Source organism: Epilithonimonas lactis (genome assembly GCF_900110605.1).
Taxonomy (GTDB): Bacteria; Bacteroidota; Bacteroidia; order Flavobacteriales; family Weeksellaceae; genus Epilithonimonas; species Epilithonimonas lactis.
Map to the genome: position 1 here is coordinate 260091 of NZ_FOFI01000005.1, position 18491 is coordinate 278581.

General features: G+C 37.4%; 21 protein-coding genes. 6 read left to right on the forward strand and 15 right to left on the reverse strand.

The window, feature by feature from the left end:
• The first annotated feature begins 174 nt into the window (after positions 1-174).
• The 3 genes from pyrH to BMW39_RS16960 all read left to right on the forward strand — a co-directional run bounded on the left by pyrH (position 175) and on the right by BMW39_RS16960 (position 2325).
• Positions 175-882, forward strand: coding sequence for a UMP kinase (gene pyrH / locus BMW39_RS16950; protein WP_034978177.1), 708 nt, complete (start codon positions 175-177; stop codon positions 880-882).
• A gap of 251 nt (positions 883-1133) precedes the next feature.
• Positions 1134-1688: a ribosome recycling factor gene (frr, locus tag BMW39_RS16955; RefSeq protein ID WP_034968049.1), complete on the forward strand. Its 555-nt coding sequence runs from the start codon at positions 1134-1136 to the stop codon at positions 1686-1688.
• Positions 1689-1914: 226 nt separating this feature from the next.
• Entirely contained in the window at positions 1915-2325 is a 411-nt protein-coding gene (locus tag BMW39_RS16960) for a hypothetical protein (protein WP_034978175.1), read from the forward strand.
• Between the two features lie 89 nt (positions 2326-2414).
• Here BMW39_RS16960 and BMW39_RS16965 read toward each other — a convergent pair whose 3' ends face one another.
• The 15 genes from BMW39_RS16965 to BMW39_RS17035 form a co-directional block, all read right to left on the reverse strand.
• The gene (locus tag BMW39_RS16965) at positions 2415-2825 is read right to left on the reverse strand and encodes a hypothetical protein (protein WP_034978172.1); all 411 of its coding nucleotides are present in this window, start codon (positions 2823-2825) and stop codon (positions 2415-2417) included.
• 97 nt (positions 2826-2922) lie between these two features.
• Positions 2923-3183 (reverse strand): SemiSWEET family transporter, encoded by a 261-nt coding sequence (locus BMW39_RS16970; RefSeq protein WP_034978170.1) that lies wholly within the window; start codon positions 3181-3183, stop codon positions 2923-2925.
• 94 nt (positions 3184-3277) lie between these two features.
• Positions 3278-3685: a hypothetical protein gene (locus BMW39_RS16975; RefSeq protein ID WP_034978168.1), complete on the reverse strand. Its 408-nt coding sequence runs from the start codon at positions 3683-3685 to the stop codon at positions 3278-3280.
• A 223-nt stretch (positions 3686-3908) separates the two neighbouring features.
• Complete coding sequence (locus BMW39_RS16980) at positions 3909-4346, reverse strand: VOC family protein (RefSeq protein WP_034978166.1); 438 nt, start codon at positions 4344-4346, stop codon at positions 3909-3911.
• 117 nt (positions 4347-4463) lie between these two features.
• Positions 4464-4910 carry a VOC family protein gene (locus tag BMW39_RS16985; RefSeq protein WP_034978164.1) on the reverse strand — a complete coding sequence of 149 codons (447 nt, stop codon included), beginning with the start codon at positions 4908-4910 and terminating at the stop codon, positions 4464-4466.
• A 38-nt stretch (positions 4911-4948) separates the two neighbouring features.
• Positions 4949-5473 carry a hypothetical protein gene (locus tag BMW39_RS16990; protein ID WP_034978163.1) on the reverse strand — a complete coding sequence of 175 codons (525 nt, stop codon included), beginning with the start codon at positions 5471-5473 and terminating at the stop codon, positions 4949-4951.
• Positions 5474-5478: 5 nt separating this feature from the next.
• A complete protein-coding gene (locus BMW39_RS16995; RefSeq protein ID WP_034978161.1) occupies positions 5479-5919 on the reverse strand; it encodes an SRPBCC family protein in 441 nt (146 codons plus the stop codon).
• Positions 5920-5931: 12 nt separating this feature from the next.
• Positions 5932-6783: a VOC family protein gene (locus BMW39_RS17000; protein ID WP_034978159.1), complete on the reverse strand. Its 852-nt coding sequence runs from the start codon at positions 6781-6783 to the stop codon at positions 5932-5934.
• A 60-nt stretch (positions 6784-6843) separates the two neighbouring features.
• Positions 6844-7257 carry an SRPBCC domain-containing protein gene (locus tag BMW39_RS17005; protein ID WP_034978157.1) on the reverse strand — a complete coding sequence of 138 codons (414 nt, stop codon included), beginning with the start codon at positions 7255-7257 and terminating at the stop codon, positions 6844-6846.
• A gap of 123 nt (positions 7258-7380) precedes the next feature.
• Positions 7381-8142, reverse strand: a complete 762-nt coding sequence (locus BMW39_RS17010; protein ID WP_034978155.1) for a DUF3108 domain-containing protein — start codon at positions 8140-8142, stop codon at positions 7381-7383.
• Positions 8143-8236: 94 nt separating this feature from the next.
• Entirely contained in the window at positions 8237-9505 is a 1269-nt protein-coding gene (locus BMW39_RS17015) for a glucose-1-phosphate adenylyltransferase (RefSeq protein ID WP_034978153.1), read from the reverse strand.
• Between the two features lie 86 nt (positions 9506-9591).
• Positions 9592-10998, reverse strand: a complete 1407-nt coding sequence (locus tag BMW39_RS17020; protein ID WP_034978151.1) for a glycogen synthase — start codon at positions 10996-10998, stop codon at positions 9592-9594.
• A gap of 2 nt (positions 10999-11000) precedes the next feature.
• Positions 11001-12950, reverse strand: a complete 1950-nt coding sequence (gene glgB, locus BMW39_RS17025) for a 1,4-alpha-glucan branching protein GlgB (RefSeq protein WP_051880031.1) — start codon at positions 12948-12950, stop codon at positions 11001-11003.
• Positions 12951-13254: 304 nt separating this feature from the next.
• The gene (locus tag BMW39_RS17030; protein WP_034978148.1) at positions 13255-13977 is read right to left on the reverse strand and encodes a hypothetical protein; all 723 of its coding nucleotides are present in this window, start codon (positions 13975-13977) and stop codon (positions 13255-13257) included.
• A 231-nt stretch (positions 13978-14208) separates the two neighbouring features.
• Positions 14209-15276 (reverse strand): tyrosine-type recombinase/integrase, encoded by a 1068-nt coding sequence (locus BMW39_RS17035; RefSeq protein WP_034978146.1) that lies wholly within the window; start codon positions 15274-15276, stop codon positions 14209-14211.
• 211 nt (positions 15277-15487) lie between these two features.
• Here BMW39_RS17035 and BMW39_RS19105 point away from each other — a divergent pair, with 211 nt between their 5' ends.
• The 3 genes from BMW39_RS19105 to BMW39_RS17050 all read left to right on the forward strand — a co-directional run bounded on the left by BMW39_RS19105 (position 15488) and on the right by BMW39_RS17050 (position 18388).
• Positions 15488-16369, forward strand: coding sequence for a DUF3806 domain-containing protein (locus tag BMW39_RS19105; RefSeq protein ID WP_051880030.1), 882 nt, complete (start codon positions 15488-15490; stop codon positions 16367-16369).
• An 85-nt stretch (positions 16370-16454) separates the two neighbouring features.
• A complete protein-coding gene (locus tag BMW39_RS17045) occupies positions 16455-17045 on the forward strand; it encodes a hypothetical protein (RefSeq protein WP_074719370.1) in 591 nt (196 codons plus the stop codon).
• A gap of 182 nt (positions 17046-17227) precedes the next feature.
• A complete protein-coding gene (locus BMW39_RS17050) occupies positions 17228-18388 on the forward strand; it encodes an immunity 26/phosphotriesterase HocA family protein (RefSeq protein ID WP_034978142.1) in 1161 nt (386 codons plus the stop codon).
• Positions 18389-18491: the final 103 nt, after the last annotated feature.

Consider the following 18491-nt stretch of genomic DNA (forward strand, 5'->3'; position numbering starts at 1 on the left):
TTAGCTTTGCAAAAATAATCTATTTTGATGCGTATCAAAATTTTTGAACGACTATCTTTTTCATTAACGTAATTCTTTTCCTTTCATTATATTTGCACAGTCAAAATTTAAAATAAATTTGAAATATTGATAATCCATGTTTCAATAGACCCAGACAAAAAAATAAAAATATAAATGAAATACAAAAGAATCCTTCTGAAACTGAGTGGTGAAGCACTAATGGGAGAACGCCAATACGGAATCGACAACGACAGACTGAAAGAATATGCAGTCGAGATCAAAAAAGTTGTGGAAAAAGGTTGTGAGGTCGCAATCGTGATCGGTGGTGGAAACATTTTCAGAGGATTGGCAGGTGCTGCAACCGGAATGGACAGAGTCCAAGGTGATTACATGGGAATGTTGGCGACGGTCATCAACGGAATGGCATTGCAAGGTGCTTTGGAAGATGCAGGGATTATCACAAGATTGCAATCTGCTATCGAAATGGACAAAGTAGCTGAGCCATTTATCAAAAGAAAAGCTGTTCGTCACCTTGAGAAAGGAAGAGTGGTCATCTTCGGTGCTGGAACAGGAAATCCATATTTCACGACTGATACTGCGGCGACACTTAGAGCAATAGAAATTGATGCTGATGTGATCCTAAAAGGAACAAGAGTGGACGGAATCTACGACAGCGATCCTGAGAAAAATGCAGACGCAGTGAAATTCAATAGCCTGTCATTCGACGAAGTGTTTGAAAAAAACCTGAAAGTAATGGATATGACCGCTTTCACACTAAGTCACGAGAATAAATTACCAATCATTGTTTTTGATATGAACAAGGAAGGTAATTTGGAAAAACTGGTAGATGGTGAAAACATCGGAACGCTGGTGAATGTGTAAATCATAGATGATAAACGATGGTTGATAAATGATTTAAAACCTTGTTTTATTTTGGAATGTTGAATCTTTTTGCAGCCCGACTTGAACGGAGCTCTTTTTTTGAAAAATAAGCTGGGGATCTTGGAGTTGGGATTTTTCAAAAAAAAGCGGGAGTGGAAGGCGGAAATAGCTGCCCTAACAAATCATTTATCGCTTATCAAATATCATTGATTAAATAATATATGTGTCAATTATCAAATTTTAAATATACAATGGAAGAATTAGAACTCATTGTAGCCTCCGCAAAGCAAGAGATGGATGCTGCAATCAAGCATTTGGATCATGCGTTCCAAAAGATCAGAGCCGGACGTGCTTCTACATCTATGGTTCAGGACGTGATGGTTGAATATTACGGAGCGCCAACGCCTCTAAGCCAAGTGGCAAACGTGTCTGTAGTGGATGCGATGACGCTTTCTATCCAACCTTGGGACAGAACGGCAATTGGTGCGATCGCAAAAGGAATCGTGAACTCGAACCTTGGATTTGCACCTTCTAACAATGGCGATGTGATCATCATCAACGTTCCGCCTTTGACCGAGGAAAGAAGACGTGAATTGGCAAAACAAGCTAAAGGTGAAACGGATCAAACGAAAGTTACCATCAGAAACGCAAGACAGGAAGGTAACAAAGAACTGAAAAGACTTGATGGAATCGCAGAGGACCTGATCAAAGGTGCTGAGAAAGATATCCAGGACCTGACAGATGCTTATGTAAAAAAGTCAGATGACGCTTACAAAACAAAAGAAGCGGAGATCTTAAAAGTTTAAGTTTCTGTTTTTAAAATTAATAAAACCTCGTTTCAATTTTTGGGACGAGGTTTTTTGTGGATTAGGCATTAATAGTAGTAATTATGAATTCCAACTAAAAAGATTAAAGAATTAATTTTAAAGAATTTATTAAAACTTAATATTGTCGAATCTTATTTCTTAGTATTTTTATGATCGACATTTAGTTTTAAATTTATAATTCTAGCTTCACCAAAAATAAGTAAAAATGAAAAAGATCTTACTTGCTTTAATTGCTACATCAACCATTCTATCTTGCACTAGAGATAATGATACAGAAGCAGCAACAGAAAATCTAGCCGGCAGATGGAATTGGAAAAGCTCTTACAGCGGACTCGAAGGTTCTCTTGTAACGCCAGAATCTTCCGGAAAAACCGTCATTCTCGAATTTACTAGTAAGCGACTGAAATATTATGAAAATGACCAATTGGTTTCCGAACACACCTATACGATACAGACGAAAAAAGATGCGCTTGGAAATGATAAGAAAATGATCGTTTACCAGCCTTACAGAAAGGAAGAAACCTATGTCGTACAAGATGACAAATTAGTGCTTACCAATCAAACGATGATGGACGGCGCCACGTCGGAATACATTAAAGTTAAAACAGGAGAATAAAGCAAAGTCAAATCTACTTTTCTAACAGATTAAAAAAAAGACTTATTTCGAATAAGAAAAAATCTCTGAAATTTCCAGAGATTTTTTTATTACTTTATTTTATCGTAGATCAACTTCGTGACCACCGCGCCAAAGAGATAGTAACCTACCGTCATGACCTTTTTTTGTGTAGTTTCTGCGACTGGCGAATCATCCAATCCCATTTTCTCAGGCAACAACACCGCACCTACACCTGCTGCGACACCGGAAACCAAGTTGAAACTACTGGTTGCCGTAGCAGCATAATAAATACCGTTGCTTATCACATCGCCGGCGAGTGTGGCCGCATAGAGCTGGTCTTTGTCAGTGATCTTCATATCCACAGTCTCCAAGGATTTGTTAAGCGCCTCCTCTCCTACTTTGTTCACTTCTGGGACATTGTCAAAATTGTGCCTCACGATCTCGTGCAAAAGGTTCAGGGCAATCGCGCCGCCCAGACCTGCTAATATTTTATTGTACATTTTGTATTGATTTTGGTATTAAGCTTACTTGCACAAATTGAGCCACTACACCAAATTAGTTTAATAATCTGATAAAATAAATAATTCCCAGAATGTGCTAAATTGCTGTAGCGAAAGCGAAAAGACCAAAAAATATCCCGGGAGAATTGGCAACCACGATTGGCCAGTCTCTTTTAGGTTTTTTCATGAAACCATACGTTACCCATAGGCTACAGTTGATCCCAGCAACCAACGGTTGAAGCCAATCGCCCTTATCACCATTCAGGTTATGAGAGATTTGTGGAATATAGGAAAAGTACATGGCCATGGCTGTCACTGTTGCAACCCATCCTAAAACTTGCATAAATTTACTTTCCATCTTGTTCTTTGTTTTAATTAACAGCAAACCTTGAAATTATCATACCGAAGAGGCGAACATGATAATTTGGAATCAAATGATGCAAATATCGATGCTAGATCGCCTGACGTGTTGGGATGTCCTGATGAAAATTATTATAGGTGATGTACAAATCGTAAAAATAGATGTCTTGATCTACGTAATCATTCAGTACTTTTTGATTACGATTGGTATTTGGTGCTAAATAATAGAGATGCTCTCTTTTGTGGTTGGCTTTTTTTGAACAGGTGCAATATCGTTGGTCATCTTTGATATGCTCATGCAAATCGATTGTTTCGATACCACCTTCTCGACGTTGTACTGACTCTTCAAATGTTTTCTGATCCAGCGTAAACCATGGTTCGCCGTGGTAGAAGTAGTGATCGACGATGTCGGGATGGTTGATATTTTTAGGGTTTAATACTGTTGAAGAATAATATCCGTTGCAAGCATCGCAATGTGCCAATTGTAATTTTAGAGCCATAGTTTGTAATTTGATATGACGTACTTATCAGAATTTGTGCCATTGGATGGGCGTTTTGAGCAGAATTTTGTTACCTGTTGTTAATGTAAATCAATATTATAGCTTCACCGAATTGATCTAAATAATTATCATTAAGTCTTTTAGCAGTAGAACATTTCATATTAGAACAATAAAAAAAGCTTTGCAAAATGACAAAGCTTTCCATATTTTAAATCAATAGTGATCATCCTTCGTATCCAGAATCTTTACTGAAATTCACCATCCAGTAAACCCCGAACTTATCTTTGAAACTACCGAAATAGTCGCCCCAGAATTGGTCTTCCATCGGCATTTCCACTTCGCCGTCAGCAGATAATGTGTTGAAGATTCTGTCCGCTTCTTCTCTGCTTTCCGGGAAAATTGAAATATAATTTCCGTTGCCTTGGTTTAAGCTTTGTTCCATAGATGGAACGATGTCCGACGCCATCAAAAGGTCTTTGCCGATTGGCAATGCGATGTGCATCACTCGGTTTTTCTCGTCTTCCGAGAGATTCTCAGTTCCAGGCGCATTGCCCATTTTCATCACTCCGCCGACAAATTCTCCACCAAAAACGGATTGGTAAAATTTGAAAGCTTCTTCTGCTGTTCCATCAAAATTGAGGTAAGGATTTAATTTTGGCATAAGTTAATTTTTATTAATGATAATTGATTAAGAATTGAAATCTGTCGCAATCAGCCTTTTGCAAATTACTTTGTAGAATCTGCTACATCTGCCAGATATGCAAGGAAAATCTAGTAATTAATGCGTCTGCACTATCGCTGGGTCGTCATAATTCACCATCCATTGGATTCCGAATTTGTCTTGCCACATTCCGAAATAAGCGCCCCAAAACGTGTCCTGAAGTTCCATCGTCACTTTTCCACCTTCGGAGAGTTTGCTAAAAAGATTCTGCGCTTCTTCTCTTGAATCTGTGTTGATGGAAATCGAAAAATCATTTCCGTTTTTATATTCGCCCATGCCTGGCAGAGAGTCGCTTCCCATCAAAGTTGTCTCTTTGGAAATCGGGAGCGAGACGTGCATGATCTGGTTTTTGAATTCGTCCGCCAACGGTGGCATTCCTTCTGTTGGTGGCATATCGCCAAATCTTCCCCAAAATGGGACTTTGGTGCCGAATGCAGATTCATAGAATTTAAAAGCTTCTTCACATTGTCCGTGGAATGTGAGATAAGGATTGACTGTTGCCATAGTTTTTTAATAAATGATTAATTATAAATGATAGTTGATTAATATTTCAAGTCTTTATCGAAATCGTATTTCATTCCTTCATAACCGAGAATCCTGCGCATCAAACCAATCTGTCCGCAGAGATAATCTTCTCTTCCAATGCACATTCCGATGAAATTGAGAACATTCTCTGGAAAGAAATCGATGTTCATTCCCATCGGAAAAGCTTTTTCTAAATCCTCATCAGAAATCTCCAAAAGTTTGTTGTAAATCAATGGTGAAATTTGATGAAAGTTTTCTTTCAATTCTTTCAAAGTGGGATAATCAAGGTTTTCATCGAGCGCTTTTCCTTGGAAAAACAAATCGTTGTGCGGGTTTTTCAAATCTAATCCTAGCACATTTCCCAAAGCGTAACGCATATCCAGAAAATTCCCAACCATCCAAATGATGTGATTGGTCCTGCCTTCGATTCTCTTTTTGGCATCGTCGTCAGAAATCCCATCCAAAACGAGCAGGAAATTCTGAGAATGACCTCGGAAAGCGGGAATGATGATGTCTAATCTTTTTGATTTTGGTGTGTCCATCGTTTTTATTTTTCCGATAATTCTTTGATGATTTGCAGACCTTTCGTGAATCCGTTATCGAACATTTCTTTGTAGTTTTCATCGGAATCCACTTCCACTTTCAAAGTTGTTTTGCCATTGTTTTCTTCGAGGTAATAAGCTTCTTTGCTTCCGCTCCAAACTTTCACTTTTTCACTTTCGGTGTCTTCCACGCCATCGGTTATTTCTCCCAAATGTTTGAAAATCAAATATTTGTTTTCTTCAATTTTATCAATCGTGCTTACCATTCCATTCTTCTTGCTGGCATCCGTAAAATAAGTTCTACCGCCCACTTTCCAATCGGTCACCATCTGGGAATCTGGACTGAAAAAATGGGTCCATTTGGAATATGTGTCTTCGTTCCAAAGGATGTCCCAGACTTTCTCCGCTGGAGCATCGATTTCTGTTTGATACTTAAATGTTTCCATAACTTTTTGATTTTAAGAATTAAAAGCGTCTTCAATATCTTGGATATTAATTTTTTTCATTTTCAGCATTGCGTCAAAAGCTTTTTTGTTTTTCTCGGGATTATCTGTGTTGGTGAGTTCAATCAATTTTTTCGGTGTGATTTGCCAACTGAAGCCATATTTGTCCTTCAGCCATCCGCACATACTTTCTTCGCCATCTGCCGTTAGTTTGTTCCAATAAAAATCGGTTTCTTCTTGACTGTCCGTCATCACCACCATCGATGTTCCTTCCGAAAAATTGAATTGATGTTGATGCGAGCTGTCCATCGCCATCATCGTGTAGCCATCAGTGATAAACTGCGAATGCCCGATGTTTCCTTCTGGTTCGCCTTGTCCAGCGGGATATTCCATTATGCCTTCGATTTGGGAATTTGGGAAAATTGAGGTGTAATAGTTCAAAGCTTCTCTGCATTTTCCGTTGTTCTTTCCTGTGAACATCATCACGGGCGAGAATTTCTGTTTCGCTTTTTCCGCGCCGTAATACAGTTGCCACGAGATTCCGAACTGGTCTTCCACCCAAGCGTACTTTTCGCTCCACGGATAAGAATCTAATTCCATCATTACTTTTCCGTTCTCAGACAATTTTTGATAGTAATCTTCCACCTCATCTTTGGAATCGCACATCATCATCAACGATACTGTGAGATTGGGTTTGAACATTGGGCCAGCGTCCAGAAACATCAATTTCTGACCTTCGATTTCTATGTTGATGACCATAGACGTTTCCTGTGTGATGTTAGAATTTCTAAAAATCGAGGTGTAGAACTTTGCAATCTGACTGCCGTTTTGGTTGGTCCAGATGCAGGGAAAAATATCGTTGTTCATAATTTATAATTGATGAATGATAAATGATAAATGATAATTGATAATTGATGTCCTGAAATATTATCTGCTTTCCGAATATTTTTTGAAATTATCCAAAATCGCTTGCCAGCCATCTTTTTGGAAGTCCAGCGGATTCATATTTTCTGGGTCGAAGTTTTCTGTGATTTTGGTTTTGTTATCAGATAGTTTTTCAAAGATAACTTCGATATTTCTATGGTCTTCGAAATGGTATTTGAGACGTTCGTTTTCTACAACCTCATCATAAATCCCAACCAGATCGAAACCGAAACTTCCGTCTTTGGCTTGCATTCTCACTTCCAATTTTCCACCAACTTTCAAATCGTTTTTTGCGGATGGACATTCCCAGCTCTCGTGTGCAAAGTTCCAATTCACGATATGTTCTGGATTGTTGAAGAAATCCCATACTTCATTCAAAGGTTTATTGATTTCCGAAGTTACTGTCAGTTTTTGCATTTGTATTTGTTTTGAATTTGTTTATTTCAAAGTTAAATTTCTTTTCGATTCCACAATTTCAATTGACAAAAAAATTTTTATGCAAAACAAAAAATCACTCCTAAAAGAGTGATTTTCAATATATTATTTTTCAAATTTTATCGGATACTTGACATTGGCATAACTGTCTATACTTGCCTTGAGCGATCCTACGGCGAGTTCTGCTTTTATCAATACTGGCACTTTATTCTGATCATTGGTGACCCACATCGTCACGCCTTCTTTATCCTTAAAAACCCTTCCACTTACAACGGAAGGAATAATTTTAAGACAATTGACTTTACCAAATTTTGTTGAGATCTTCTCCGTTCCGACCACTTTCAATTGAAATGGGAACAATTCGTCATCGATCCAGACACTCATTTTCAGTACACTTCCGACTTTTAAATTGTCAACGCTTCTCAAATAATAGAAACAAGATAAAATGTCCTGAACATCGTTTGGAACTTTTACCGTTTTCGCCGGTCTGTCCGTGTGTTTCTTATCGACCAGGACCAAAGTATTGTTGTTTGTGTTGAACGTGCTTTGAAGATGCTGCGTGTAGCTGCCTTCCGAAACATTCCTCACATAGAACAAAGGCTCCTTCTTTTCACTGATATAACTTTCGTAAACATCTTCTACTTTGAAAAAGGCCTTAGCAGCACCGCTGGTTTTTCCCACACCTCTCACGTAGAATGCAGGCTGACCTTTATATGAAGTTTTGGTTGTAGATAAAGTAGCGTTACCGGCAGTGATGAATCCATAATGAATCCTAAAACTGATGCTCTCTCCAGCGTTGATATTATCAAACTGCGCAGAAAGTGCAGAGAACACGAAAACACCGATAAATAAAAATAGATTCTTCATTAAACTTATTTGAAATCTTGTAAGACAAATTATTTGCCAAAATTAAAAAACAAAAACCCTTCTAGGCGAAGGGTTTTATAAAAAGATATTAATATTACATAATATTGGTTCCATCTGGGATTACTGCATTTTTCTTGATCACTACGATTCCTTCTTTGATCGAGTGTGTATCGTAGTCTCCGTCTGGATGATGTTTTCCACCAATGATCCTTACGTTGTTTCCGATGTAGCAGTTCTTGTCCAAAATTGCTTTGTCTATATAACAATATTTCCCAATGCCCATACTTGTGATGCCATCTGCTTCATTTTGTACCACTTGCTGAGCAGTCTGATAGTAATCTGCTCCCATCACATAAGAATTGACAATCGTAGAACCGCGATCGATCCTAGTTCTATTGCCAATGATGCAATTCTCCACTTTGTCTGCCATAATGATACAACCATCTCCAATAATCGTCTTACTCACGTAAGAACCATTAATCTTCGACGGCGGAAGCATCCTAGCTCTTGTATAGATCGGATTGGAACTAAACAGATTGAATTGTGGAAGGTCCTGAGCAAGATCCAGGTTTGCTTCATAAAAAGATTCGATAGTACCAATGTCTGTCCAATAGCCATCGTATTGATAGCTCAAAACACTGTAGTTTCCAATGGCCGCCGGAATGAAATCTTTACCGAAATCGTCACCTTCGTGCTCATCAAACAGTTTTCTCAACACATTTTTTGTAAAGACGTAGATTCCCATCGATGCAAGATATTCCTTGCCTTTTGATTTGCTTTCGTCGCTCACCTCGGATTTCCAATCATTCAAGACCTCGTAACCTGGTTTTTCTGTGAAAGAAGTGATATTTCCCTCTTCATCGGCTTTCATAATTCCAAATCCAGTAGCATCTTTTGCATTCACAGGAATGGTTGCAATGGTGATATCGCCACCTTGCTCTTTATGAAAATCTATCATTTGTTGGAAATCCATCTGATAAAGCTGGTCTCCGGAAAGAATCAAGATATATTCATATTCATATTTTTCCAAATGCTTCATTGTTTGACGAACCGCATCGGCTGTTCCCTGATACCAATTTTCGTTCTCAACATTTTGCTCAGCAGCTAGAATATCTACAAAACCTTTGCTGAAGATATCGAAGTGATAAGAATTTTTGATGTGAGAATTGAGTGATGCAGAATTGAACTGGGTCAAAACTAAAATTCTGTTAAGTCCAGAATTAAGGCAATTTGAAATTGGGATATCTACCAAACGGTACTTTCCTGCAATTGGAACTGCTGGTTTTGATCTTGTATTGGTCAATGGAAATAATCGGCTTCCTCTTCCGCCTCCTAAGACAATGGAGATTACACTTTCTTTCATAAATGAGTTTTGGTTATTTTATGATTTTGTTATCGATTAAAGTTAATCATTCTTTGCCAATATTAAGCCAATGTGAATCGAAATCACTAATAATTATAAAGATTTTCATAATTTTTAGCCGACTTTTCCCAAGAGAAATCAAATGACATATTATTATAGATCAATCCCTTCATCAGATTCTTTTGGCTGTAGATATGCAAAGCCCGTTTGATGGCGTGCACGGCATCTTCTGCACCGGCATTTGTAAAATTAAGCCCACTTCCGCCACTGGATATATCCTGAACTGTATCTCGCAGACCGCCGGTATATCTTACAATAGGAACAGTTCCGTATCGCATCGAGTACATTTGGTTAAGTCCACAAGGCTCTACTCTGCTTGGCATCAACAAAAAATCTGCCGACGCGTAGATCTGATGAGATAAATATTCTTTGTAACCCAAATCGATTGCGAAGTTGACATTGAATTTATATTGCAATTCTTTCAGTTTGTTTTCAATATCCTGATTTCCGGAACCTAAGACTATGATATTCAAAGCACCATTGGTTTCCTGGATGCTTCGTTCTACGATCTCTGGCAAAAGGTCTGCTCCTTTTTCACCTGCAAAACGGCCGATGAATCCGAAGAGTGGAAGATTAGGATTAAGGCCGTACTCTGCACAGATCACCCTTTTGTTTTCCCACTTTCCTTCTTCTGCGTAATCTTTATTATAATTGAATTTCAGCATTTCATCTTTCTCAGGATCCCAAACTTCCATATCAATTCCGTTAATGATCCCGAATGCTTTTTGTCTTTCTTGATCCATCAATGGTTCAAGGCCTTGGAAACTATAGAACAACTCCTGCAAATAACCGCCGGAAACAGCATTGAAGGCATTACAACTCTTGATCATCGCTGCCATTGGATTGATCCTTCCGTTCCAGTCCAAAATCCCAGATTTCCAACCGTCGAAATGAGGTAAGAAGCTGGACATCTTCCAATCCATACTTCCCTGATATTCGCCATTATGAATCGTTCCGATGGTCTTAACGCCTTTCAAATAGCTAAATTCATAGCAATTGTCGATCATAAAAGGAACCAAACCTGTGTGATAATCGTGGCAATGGAAGACATCCGGACGGATCTGCATCGCACTCAGCCAATGCAAAACACCGTGCTGGAAGGCAATGAACTGCTGACTCTCGTCCCAATAACCATAAACACTTTCACGGTCCAAAAGTCCTGGAATCTTGACCAAATAAAGGTCAAAACCGAGAACATTGCTTTTCTCTTTGAAAACTTGGACCTGGTACATATTGAATGACTGATGGATAAAGCCATCAAAGACCACTTCAAAGTCATGGTTATAGAAAAATGGTTTGTTGTACCAAGGCATGATCACGCTGGCATCCAATCCCATTTGGTTTTGATATTTTGGTAGAGCTCCTACCACATCTGCCAGTCCACCGACTTTTGCAACAGGATAACATTCCATCGAGAGGTGAAATATCTTCATATTTATTTTTTCTTTTTAATAAGACCTTTGTCTTTTGATTTTTGTTTGATGACCTTGTTCTGTTTCAAAACCACACCAGACAATGGCGGCAATCTCAAAATGATTGAATTTTCCCGATTATCCCAGCCTTCATCCAGTTCTTGAGAAATGACCGCTTCTACTCCGCTTCCGCTATATTTTGTATCATCGGAATTGAGAATCACTTCCCATTTTGTGTCTTTTTCTACGCCAATTCTGTAGTCAAAACTGTTGGGTGTAAGATTGAGAACCGTCATTAGAACTTCTTTATTTTCTTTACTTTTTCTAAGGAAAATAAAAATCGAGTTATCTTTGTCATCAGCATTGATCCATTCGTATCCGTTTGGTGAGAATTGTTGCTCGTACAATGCAGGATTTGATCTGTAAAGCAAATTGAGGTCTTTTACAAAATTCTGAAGGTCTTTGTGAACCGGATATTCCAGCAAATGCCAATCGAGGGAGGTTGTAAAATTCCATTCGTTGGTTTGGGCAATCTCATTGCCCATGAACAATAATTTTGCGCCTGGATTTGTGAACATATAAACATACATCGCACGCAGATTAGCAAACTTTTGCCACTCATCACCTGGCATTTTATAGATCAAACTACTTTTACCGTGAACTACTTCATCGTGAGAAAGTGGCATCATATAATTTTCATTATACATATAGACACTTGTGAAAGTAATCTTGTTGTGATGATATTTTCTTGCGATTGGATCTTCCTTGAAATAATCCAGCGTATCGTGCATCCAGCCCATCATCCACTTCATTCCGAAACCAATACCGTCTTCGTGGACAGGTTTTGTGAGCCTTGGAAAATCTGAACTTTCCTCGGCGATTGTCTGTACATCGGGAAATTCACCATACACAGCGACATTAAAATCCTGAAGGAATTGTTTCGCTTCCAGATTGACATTCGTTCCGTAGATATTCGGTTCCCATTCGCCTTCGTTTCTGGAGTAATCCAGATGAAGCATCGATGTCACCGCATCTACCCGAAGTCCATCCGCGTGATATCTATCAAGCCAAAAGATAGCATTTGAAATTAAAAATGATTTGACTTCCGGTCTTCCATAATTGAAAATGTAGGACTTCCAATCCGGGTGGAAACCTTTTCTCGGGTCTTCGTGTTCATACAAAAATGAGCCGTCGAAAAAGTGTAAACCATTGGCATCTCCTGGAAAATGCGAAGGCACCCAATCCAGGAAAACGCCAATGTTATTTTTATGAAGTTCGGAAATGAGGTACATCAATTGCTGTGGCGAACCAAATCTGTTCGTTGCGGCGTAAAATCCAGTGATCTGATAGCCCCAACTTGGGTCATAAGGATATTCCATCACGGGCATCAACTCTACGTGAGTGAAATTCATCGCCTTGAGATATGGAACTAATTTGTCCGCGATTTCGCCATAACTAAGATAGCGTTCTGGATTGCCAGGATCGCGCATCCAAGAACCAAGATGGACCTCGTACACAGACATTGGCGATTCCAAACTGTTATGCTTTGCGCGATCTTTCATCCAATCTTCATCCTGCCATTCATACCAAGTGGTGCAAACGACAGAGCTGGCTTGCAAAGCTTTTTCAAAACAAAGTGCATACGGATCTGCTTTTTCTAGCAAAATTCCAGTATTGGTTCGGATGCCATATTTATAAACTTCACCAAAATCGAGACCTGGAATAAAACCTTCCCAAATCCCAGATTGGTCCCAGCGTCCTGCCAATTGATGGGAAAATGAATTCCATTGGTTGAAATTCCCGATCACGGAAACCTCTGTTGCCGTTGGTGCCCAAACTGAAAAATAAACGCCTGAAACGCCGTCCACTTCAACTTTGTGAGAGCCAAACTTCTCGTAGAGTCTGGTGTGTTTTCCTGAGCGGAAAAGATAAATATCGAAATCGGAAAATAGAGAATAAGGCTGAACGGTCATAGAATATTGGTGATGATTGATAATTGATAAATGATTTTTAATCAAATATTACAACCTTACCAAGATAAAGAAATTAATCGATACATAGTAATTTTTTTTGTTAATTTGATATTACGTGATAGATCGGAGGTGGTCTTAGTTACTTTGAAGTTAAATTCTTCATTGTGACCGAAATCATTTTGATGATAACCCAGTCCATCCTCAAGCAGATATCGTTCCATTGGTAAGAAATATTTTGAAGTGGAAGGTTTTTGCAATGATAATATTGCTTTTCTCAAACTTAAAAAGAAGGATTTTTTAGATATCAGGGATTGACCGTTTGTGCCCACAGGTAGGTTCCGACATTTTTTTCCGTCTTTTCGAGTTGTGTTTTGGTGGACTCAAAATCCAATGTTGCGATGATGAAAAGCCATTTTGTATTTTGTGGGACGCTAAAAGACCAATCTTGTGCTGGCACATTTTCTTTTTCTCTCAGCAATAGCGATAAGGACGAAAGCACTTCGACATCCACCATTTTAAAATTCAGATTGGTTGACACGGCGTAAAAATTAAGTTTTGCGGTGGTGGCATTTTTCGGTGCTCTTACCTGATCTCCCCAAGCTAAAGCAGGAAGGCTAATGCTCATTGTTTGATCTACAATTTCATTATATTTTGGATAGAAGTTGGTGTAGCGCTGCCACTCTACTTTCGGGTTGAAGTTGAAGCCAATCATCGCTTCGGGATCCTGGAAACTAAGGAGCATCGTTCCGCTTTCGGTGACTTTGCTTGAAATCGTTTTGAGCAATCTTGTCTTGTGCTTTACTGCTTGGTATTGATGGGAAACCAGACCTATTTTATCTTTCAGAAGATCTCTATACAGTTTTTCCTTCACTCCAGCCAAAGCAAACTTTTCGGCTTCTGCTTTAGTATTTTTGGTCTGTTTTGGTTTGTTTCCTTTTTCGCGGACGTAAACTCTATCGCCATCATTGACGAAAACCAGATTGCCTACGGCACCGCTCAAGTTGCCATTCTTTTTCAATCTTGCCATTTTTTTGTGTTTTTAGGTTATGGTTTATGGTGGTACTGTTAACCCACCGTTCGATTTTAGAGCAATGTAAAAGTAACAATAATCCGATACAGATGTAATATTTTATTGGACTTTTATTGGAGTTGTGATGGATCTGTATTGGAGAAGCTTCGTAGGAAATTCGGAATTGTGAGATTTGATCGTCTCGGTAGGTAAAGTTAATGAATTTTTGGGATTCTTTTTCTTCTCAGCTTATAAAAAATCCAGCGGGCTTTTTACCTTGGTTTTAGAAATATCGGTAATGTGTGTATAAATCTGTGTCGTTCTGATAGAATTGTGCCCCAGAAGTTCCTGCAGGAAACGGATATCGGCTCCACTTTCCATCAGATGTGTCGCATAGGAATGGCGCAAACCGTGCACACCAATGCTTTTGTTGATCTTTGACTTCCTCATTGCTTGTTTGAAGACGCTCTGAACACTTCTAACCGTGTAGGCCCCGCCATATTGCCCTTCGAAGAGAAAATCTTTTGGGCGATATTCTTTGTAATAACTGCGGAGCAGTGTCAGGATAGACTCGGGCAAATTGGTATATCTGTCTTTTTTACCTTTGGCACCTGCAATGAGAACCAGCATATTCCCACTATTGATATGTTCGACTTTTAGATTCACAATCTCGCTTACACGCAATCCCATCCCATAGGAGAGCTTGAGCATCAGGAGATGTTTCTGATTTTCGGTGTTCTCAAATATTTTTCTAATCTCTGCCTGTGACAGCATTTTCGGAAGCTGTTTTGGGGTTTTGGGGCGCGGGATGTCAAAGAACATTTTGGATTTTTTGCGCACTTGCTCAAAATAGAATTTCACAGCATTGATCCTGCTATTCAAATGGTTTTCCTTGATTTTTTCTTTGTCGAGACAATAGAGGAAATAATCTTTCAACCTATCTTCTGAAAGATCGTCAACTGAAATTTTTTTTAGAATTCGTAGCAGATGTGCAAACTCTGTGATATAGGTCCGGATGGTATTCTTGCTGTAGGCCTTTAATTTTAAGCAATCCACATAATCTGAGAATGCTTTTTGGTTTACCTGCTCTATCTCGGATCGTATTTGGCTTCCCCACTCTTCCCGATCCAGCTTGAGTGCGTCCCTCAAGGTTGGGAGATCTGGCAAGTGCCAAGCCTTGTTGGTATTGCTCCACTTAGAAGATGGGAATGCTTTTCGAAGTTCCTGGATCAAGACATCCTTCTTTTCGAAACGGATCCAAATGACGTTTTTGTCTCTATGATTTCCGAAGCTGAAATTGTATAAATCTAAATTCATCACTTAAAATATTGTTATTCGCATTTTCAATAGATATAAACAGACCTAAAGCGAGGAGGAGAAAAAATCTATTCATAATGCGAAGTATAAAAATAATAAAAAAACTAATGATTTCACCTATTTGTTGATAATATCAAAATAATTTGTGGAATTGTTAGACTTTCGTATATTTGAGTGTTAGCGGTAATTTTAACCAAACACCCTAAATAAAATGAAATTATTTGAAATTGGAGACGGACTAAAATCTATAAAAGTATCGAGCAACTATTTTGCAGAAAGAGAAAATGATGGAACAGTCATTTTATACGACCCTGAAATTGATTTTGCAGAAATCAGAGTTAGTGTAATTACGGTTGAACCTAAAGATAACTCGGATTTGCAGGCAATGTATAGAAGAGTAATTGAATTAGCTAAAGAAAAGGAAATCGAAATAAATATTATCGATGAGAAAAGTTATTATAGTTATGTTGAACAAAACCAAAAAGATGGCTTGACAATTTTCTATTTTGAAGTTGGCTATCTTAACCACCTTATTATAATTAGTGTTACAACTAACGCTGAGTATGCTCAAAATAATGAAGAGAATGTTGAAAATGTATTGAGTGATATTAACAGTTTTATATCTACTATAAAAGAAACAAATCTTGAAAGTCAAAACATTTTTGAACCAATATATAGTGATATTGATGATATAAATGAAAGGATTAAAAAAATATTAAACATTAGTGAGGACGAAATAGATAACTATCACAATACCGACAAAACAATTCCTTTAATACAAAAAATCATTAACGAAAATACATTTCAAGCTGACAATATATATGAACTTCAATCTTTAGGAATTGCTCTAGGAGATTATATTTCTCACAAAAATAATGACTTTCATTGGGCTGTAGTTAGAGATGAGTATGGAAGAGATATTTGTTTGCAATATAAAACATTAGCATTAACCATTTTTCCACTGACGATGATTTCCAAAAGAATTGAAGATGGAGAAAATGTGAATGTATCAGAATTATATTCTAACCTTTTGCACAAGATTAATGAATTATCAATTAGTGGAGATTTTGCAGAATTAGACCATAATAATTAAAAACTACCGCTAACAAGGGTTTTGCAATAGTGGGGCGAAACTGCAAAGTTCAACGGTAGTTCTTCGATTCAACTTTTGTGCAAAATTGAAGTTTTGTGCTTCGATTGCCCCACCATCGCAAAGCCCCGAAACGTTAGCTACAATATTATTAAACGCCGTGTTAAAAAGAATTTTTCAGATTTTTGTTTTATTATTCAATTCATTTTTGTTTGGACAAAATGAACAAATTGCTATTACTGAAATTATAAAAATGAGTAAAATCCCGACATTCAACACATTTATTAATTCTGAGATTTTAGTATACAAAAAACAAGACTTAACAAAATCTATTGCATTTACTTTATATGATTATTACTATTGCGATGTAAATAAAGCTAACGAAATTCTAAACATACAAAAATTCAAGTTTGATTTTGAAGATTTGCCGATTTCTTATGAAAATGCTGAGACTGAAAAAGGTCTATTAAAACCAAAATTGAAATTCGATAAAAGATTTTTAAAAAAGAATCAAAAATATATCGTTACAGTTTTTGAGTCAATAAAAGTTTCTGATTTTGAATATATAACAAGAATTAACTATTCCGAAAAATCTAAAAATTATATAACAACTAATTTTTATGTGCGAACAAATAAGTCAAAAGTCGTTGATATTTGTGAGCAAACAACAGAATTCTAAAAATACTGTAGCTAACAAGGGTTTTGCAATAGTGGGGCGAAACTGCAAAGTTCAACGGCAGTTCTTCGGTTCAACTTTTGTGCAAAATTGAAGATTTTTGCTTCGATTGCCCCACCATCGCAAAGCCCCAAAACGTTAGCGGCAAGCACAAAACAACACTACAAAAGTATACAAATCACAAAATGGAGAAAATAATTTTTGAACTATCAAACGAACAACGACAATATTTAGGACTTACACCAGTTGAAAATAACTGGGAGCTTGTGAAATTATTTGACAGTTATGTATATTTTGATGGAGACATTATCCGTAAAGAAATTACTGTTAATGAACAAGCCTATACCGAACGTGACCTTAATGAAAAAACAGCTGAACACAGAACCATTCTATTACCAAAAACAGAAAAAGGAAAACCAAAAAAGCTCAACTATACTGCTACACAATCCTTTAAAGGAATAGGTGTTTATTTTTCATTCTCAAGTGATTATCTGACTATCTCGAACTATACAACACAAACAACTTATTACTCAGAAAATTTTGAAGATAAAAAACTTGACTACCTAAAAATTTGGTTAGAAAAATGGATTTCTGAGACAACTAGTGGAGATTTAGCGGAAATTACAGCTTTTAAAAATGCAGACCGCAAACACTGTAAATTTCAGGAAGGCGACTTTTTTGCCTTTAAAATTGACAGAAGGAACTACGCTTTTGGTAGAATTTTAATTGATGTTTCTAAACGAACAAAAACCGATAATCTAAAAGAAAATAAAAACTATGGCCTAACCCACTTAATGGGAAAAGCGCTAATTGTAAAACTCTATCACAAGATTAGCAATAATCTCGATGTTGATTTGAATGAATTATCAAAGACATTAGCTTTGCCATCACAAGCGGTTATGGATAATCAATTTTATTATGGAGAGAAATTTGTAATTGGACATAAATCACTTGAAATGTCAGAATATGATATGCTTATTTCTTACAGCAAAAGCATTAGTTCTGATGAAAAAAATCTCATCTATCTACAGTACGGATTTATTTACAAAGAAATGAATATTTCAAAGTTTGATAAGTATTTAAAAATAGAAGATAAGAGTTTGTATGGTGGATACAACGAAAATCCATTTAGAAAAGAAGGAATCGGATTTGGTTTGGACATTGAAGAACTTAAAGAATGTATCGCAGAAAAATCTAATAAACCATATTGGAATAGTAACCATAGATATGACATCAAATATGATTTGCGAAACCCAATCAACCTTGATACAAAAAGAGAAATATTTTCGGCTTTTGGACTTGATGCTGACAAAACGTACGAACAGAACTTAGCGCTAACAAAATGACCGAAATTGCCAGCCGATAACAGGGGTTTTGCAATAGTGGGGCGAAACTGCAAAGTTCAACGGTAGTTCTTCGATTAAACTTTTGTACAAAATTGAGGTTTTG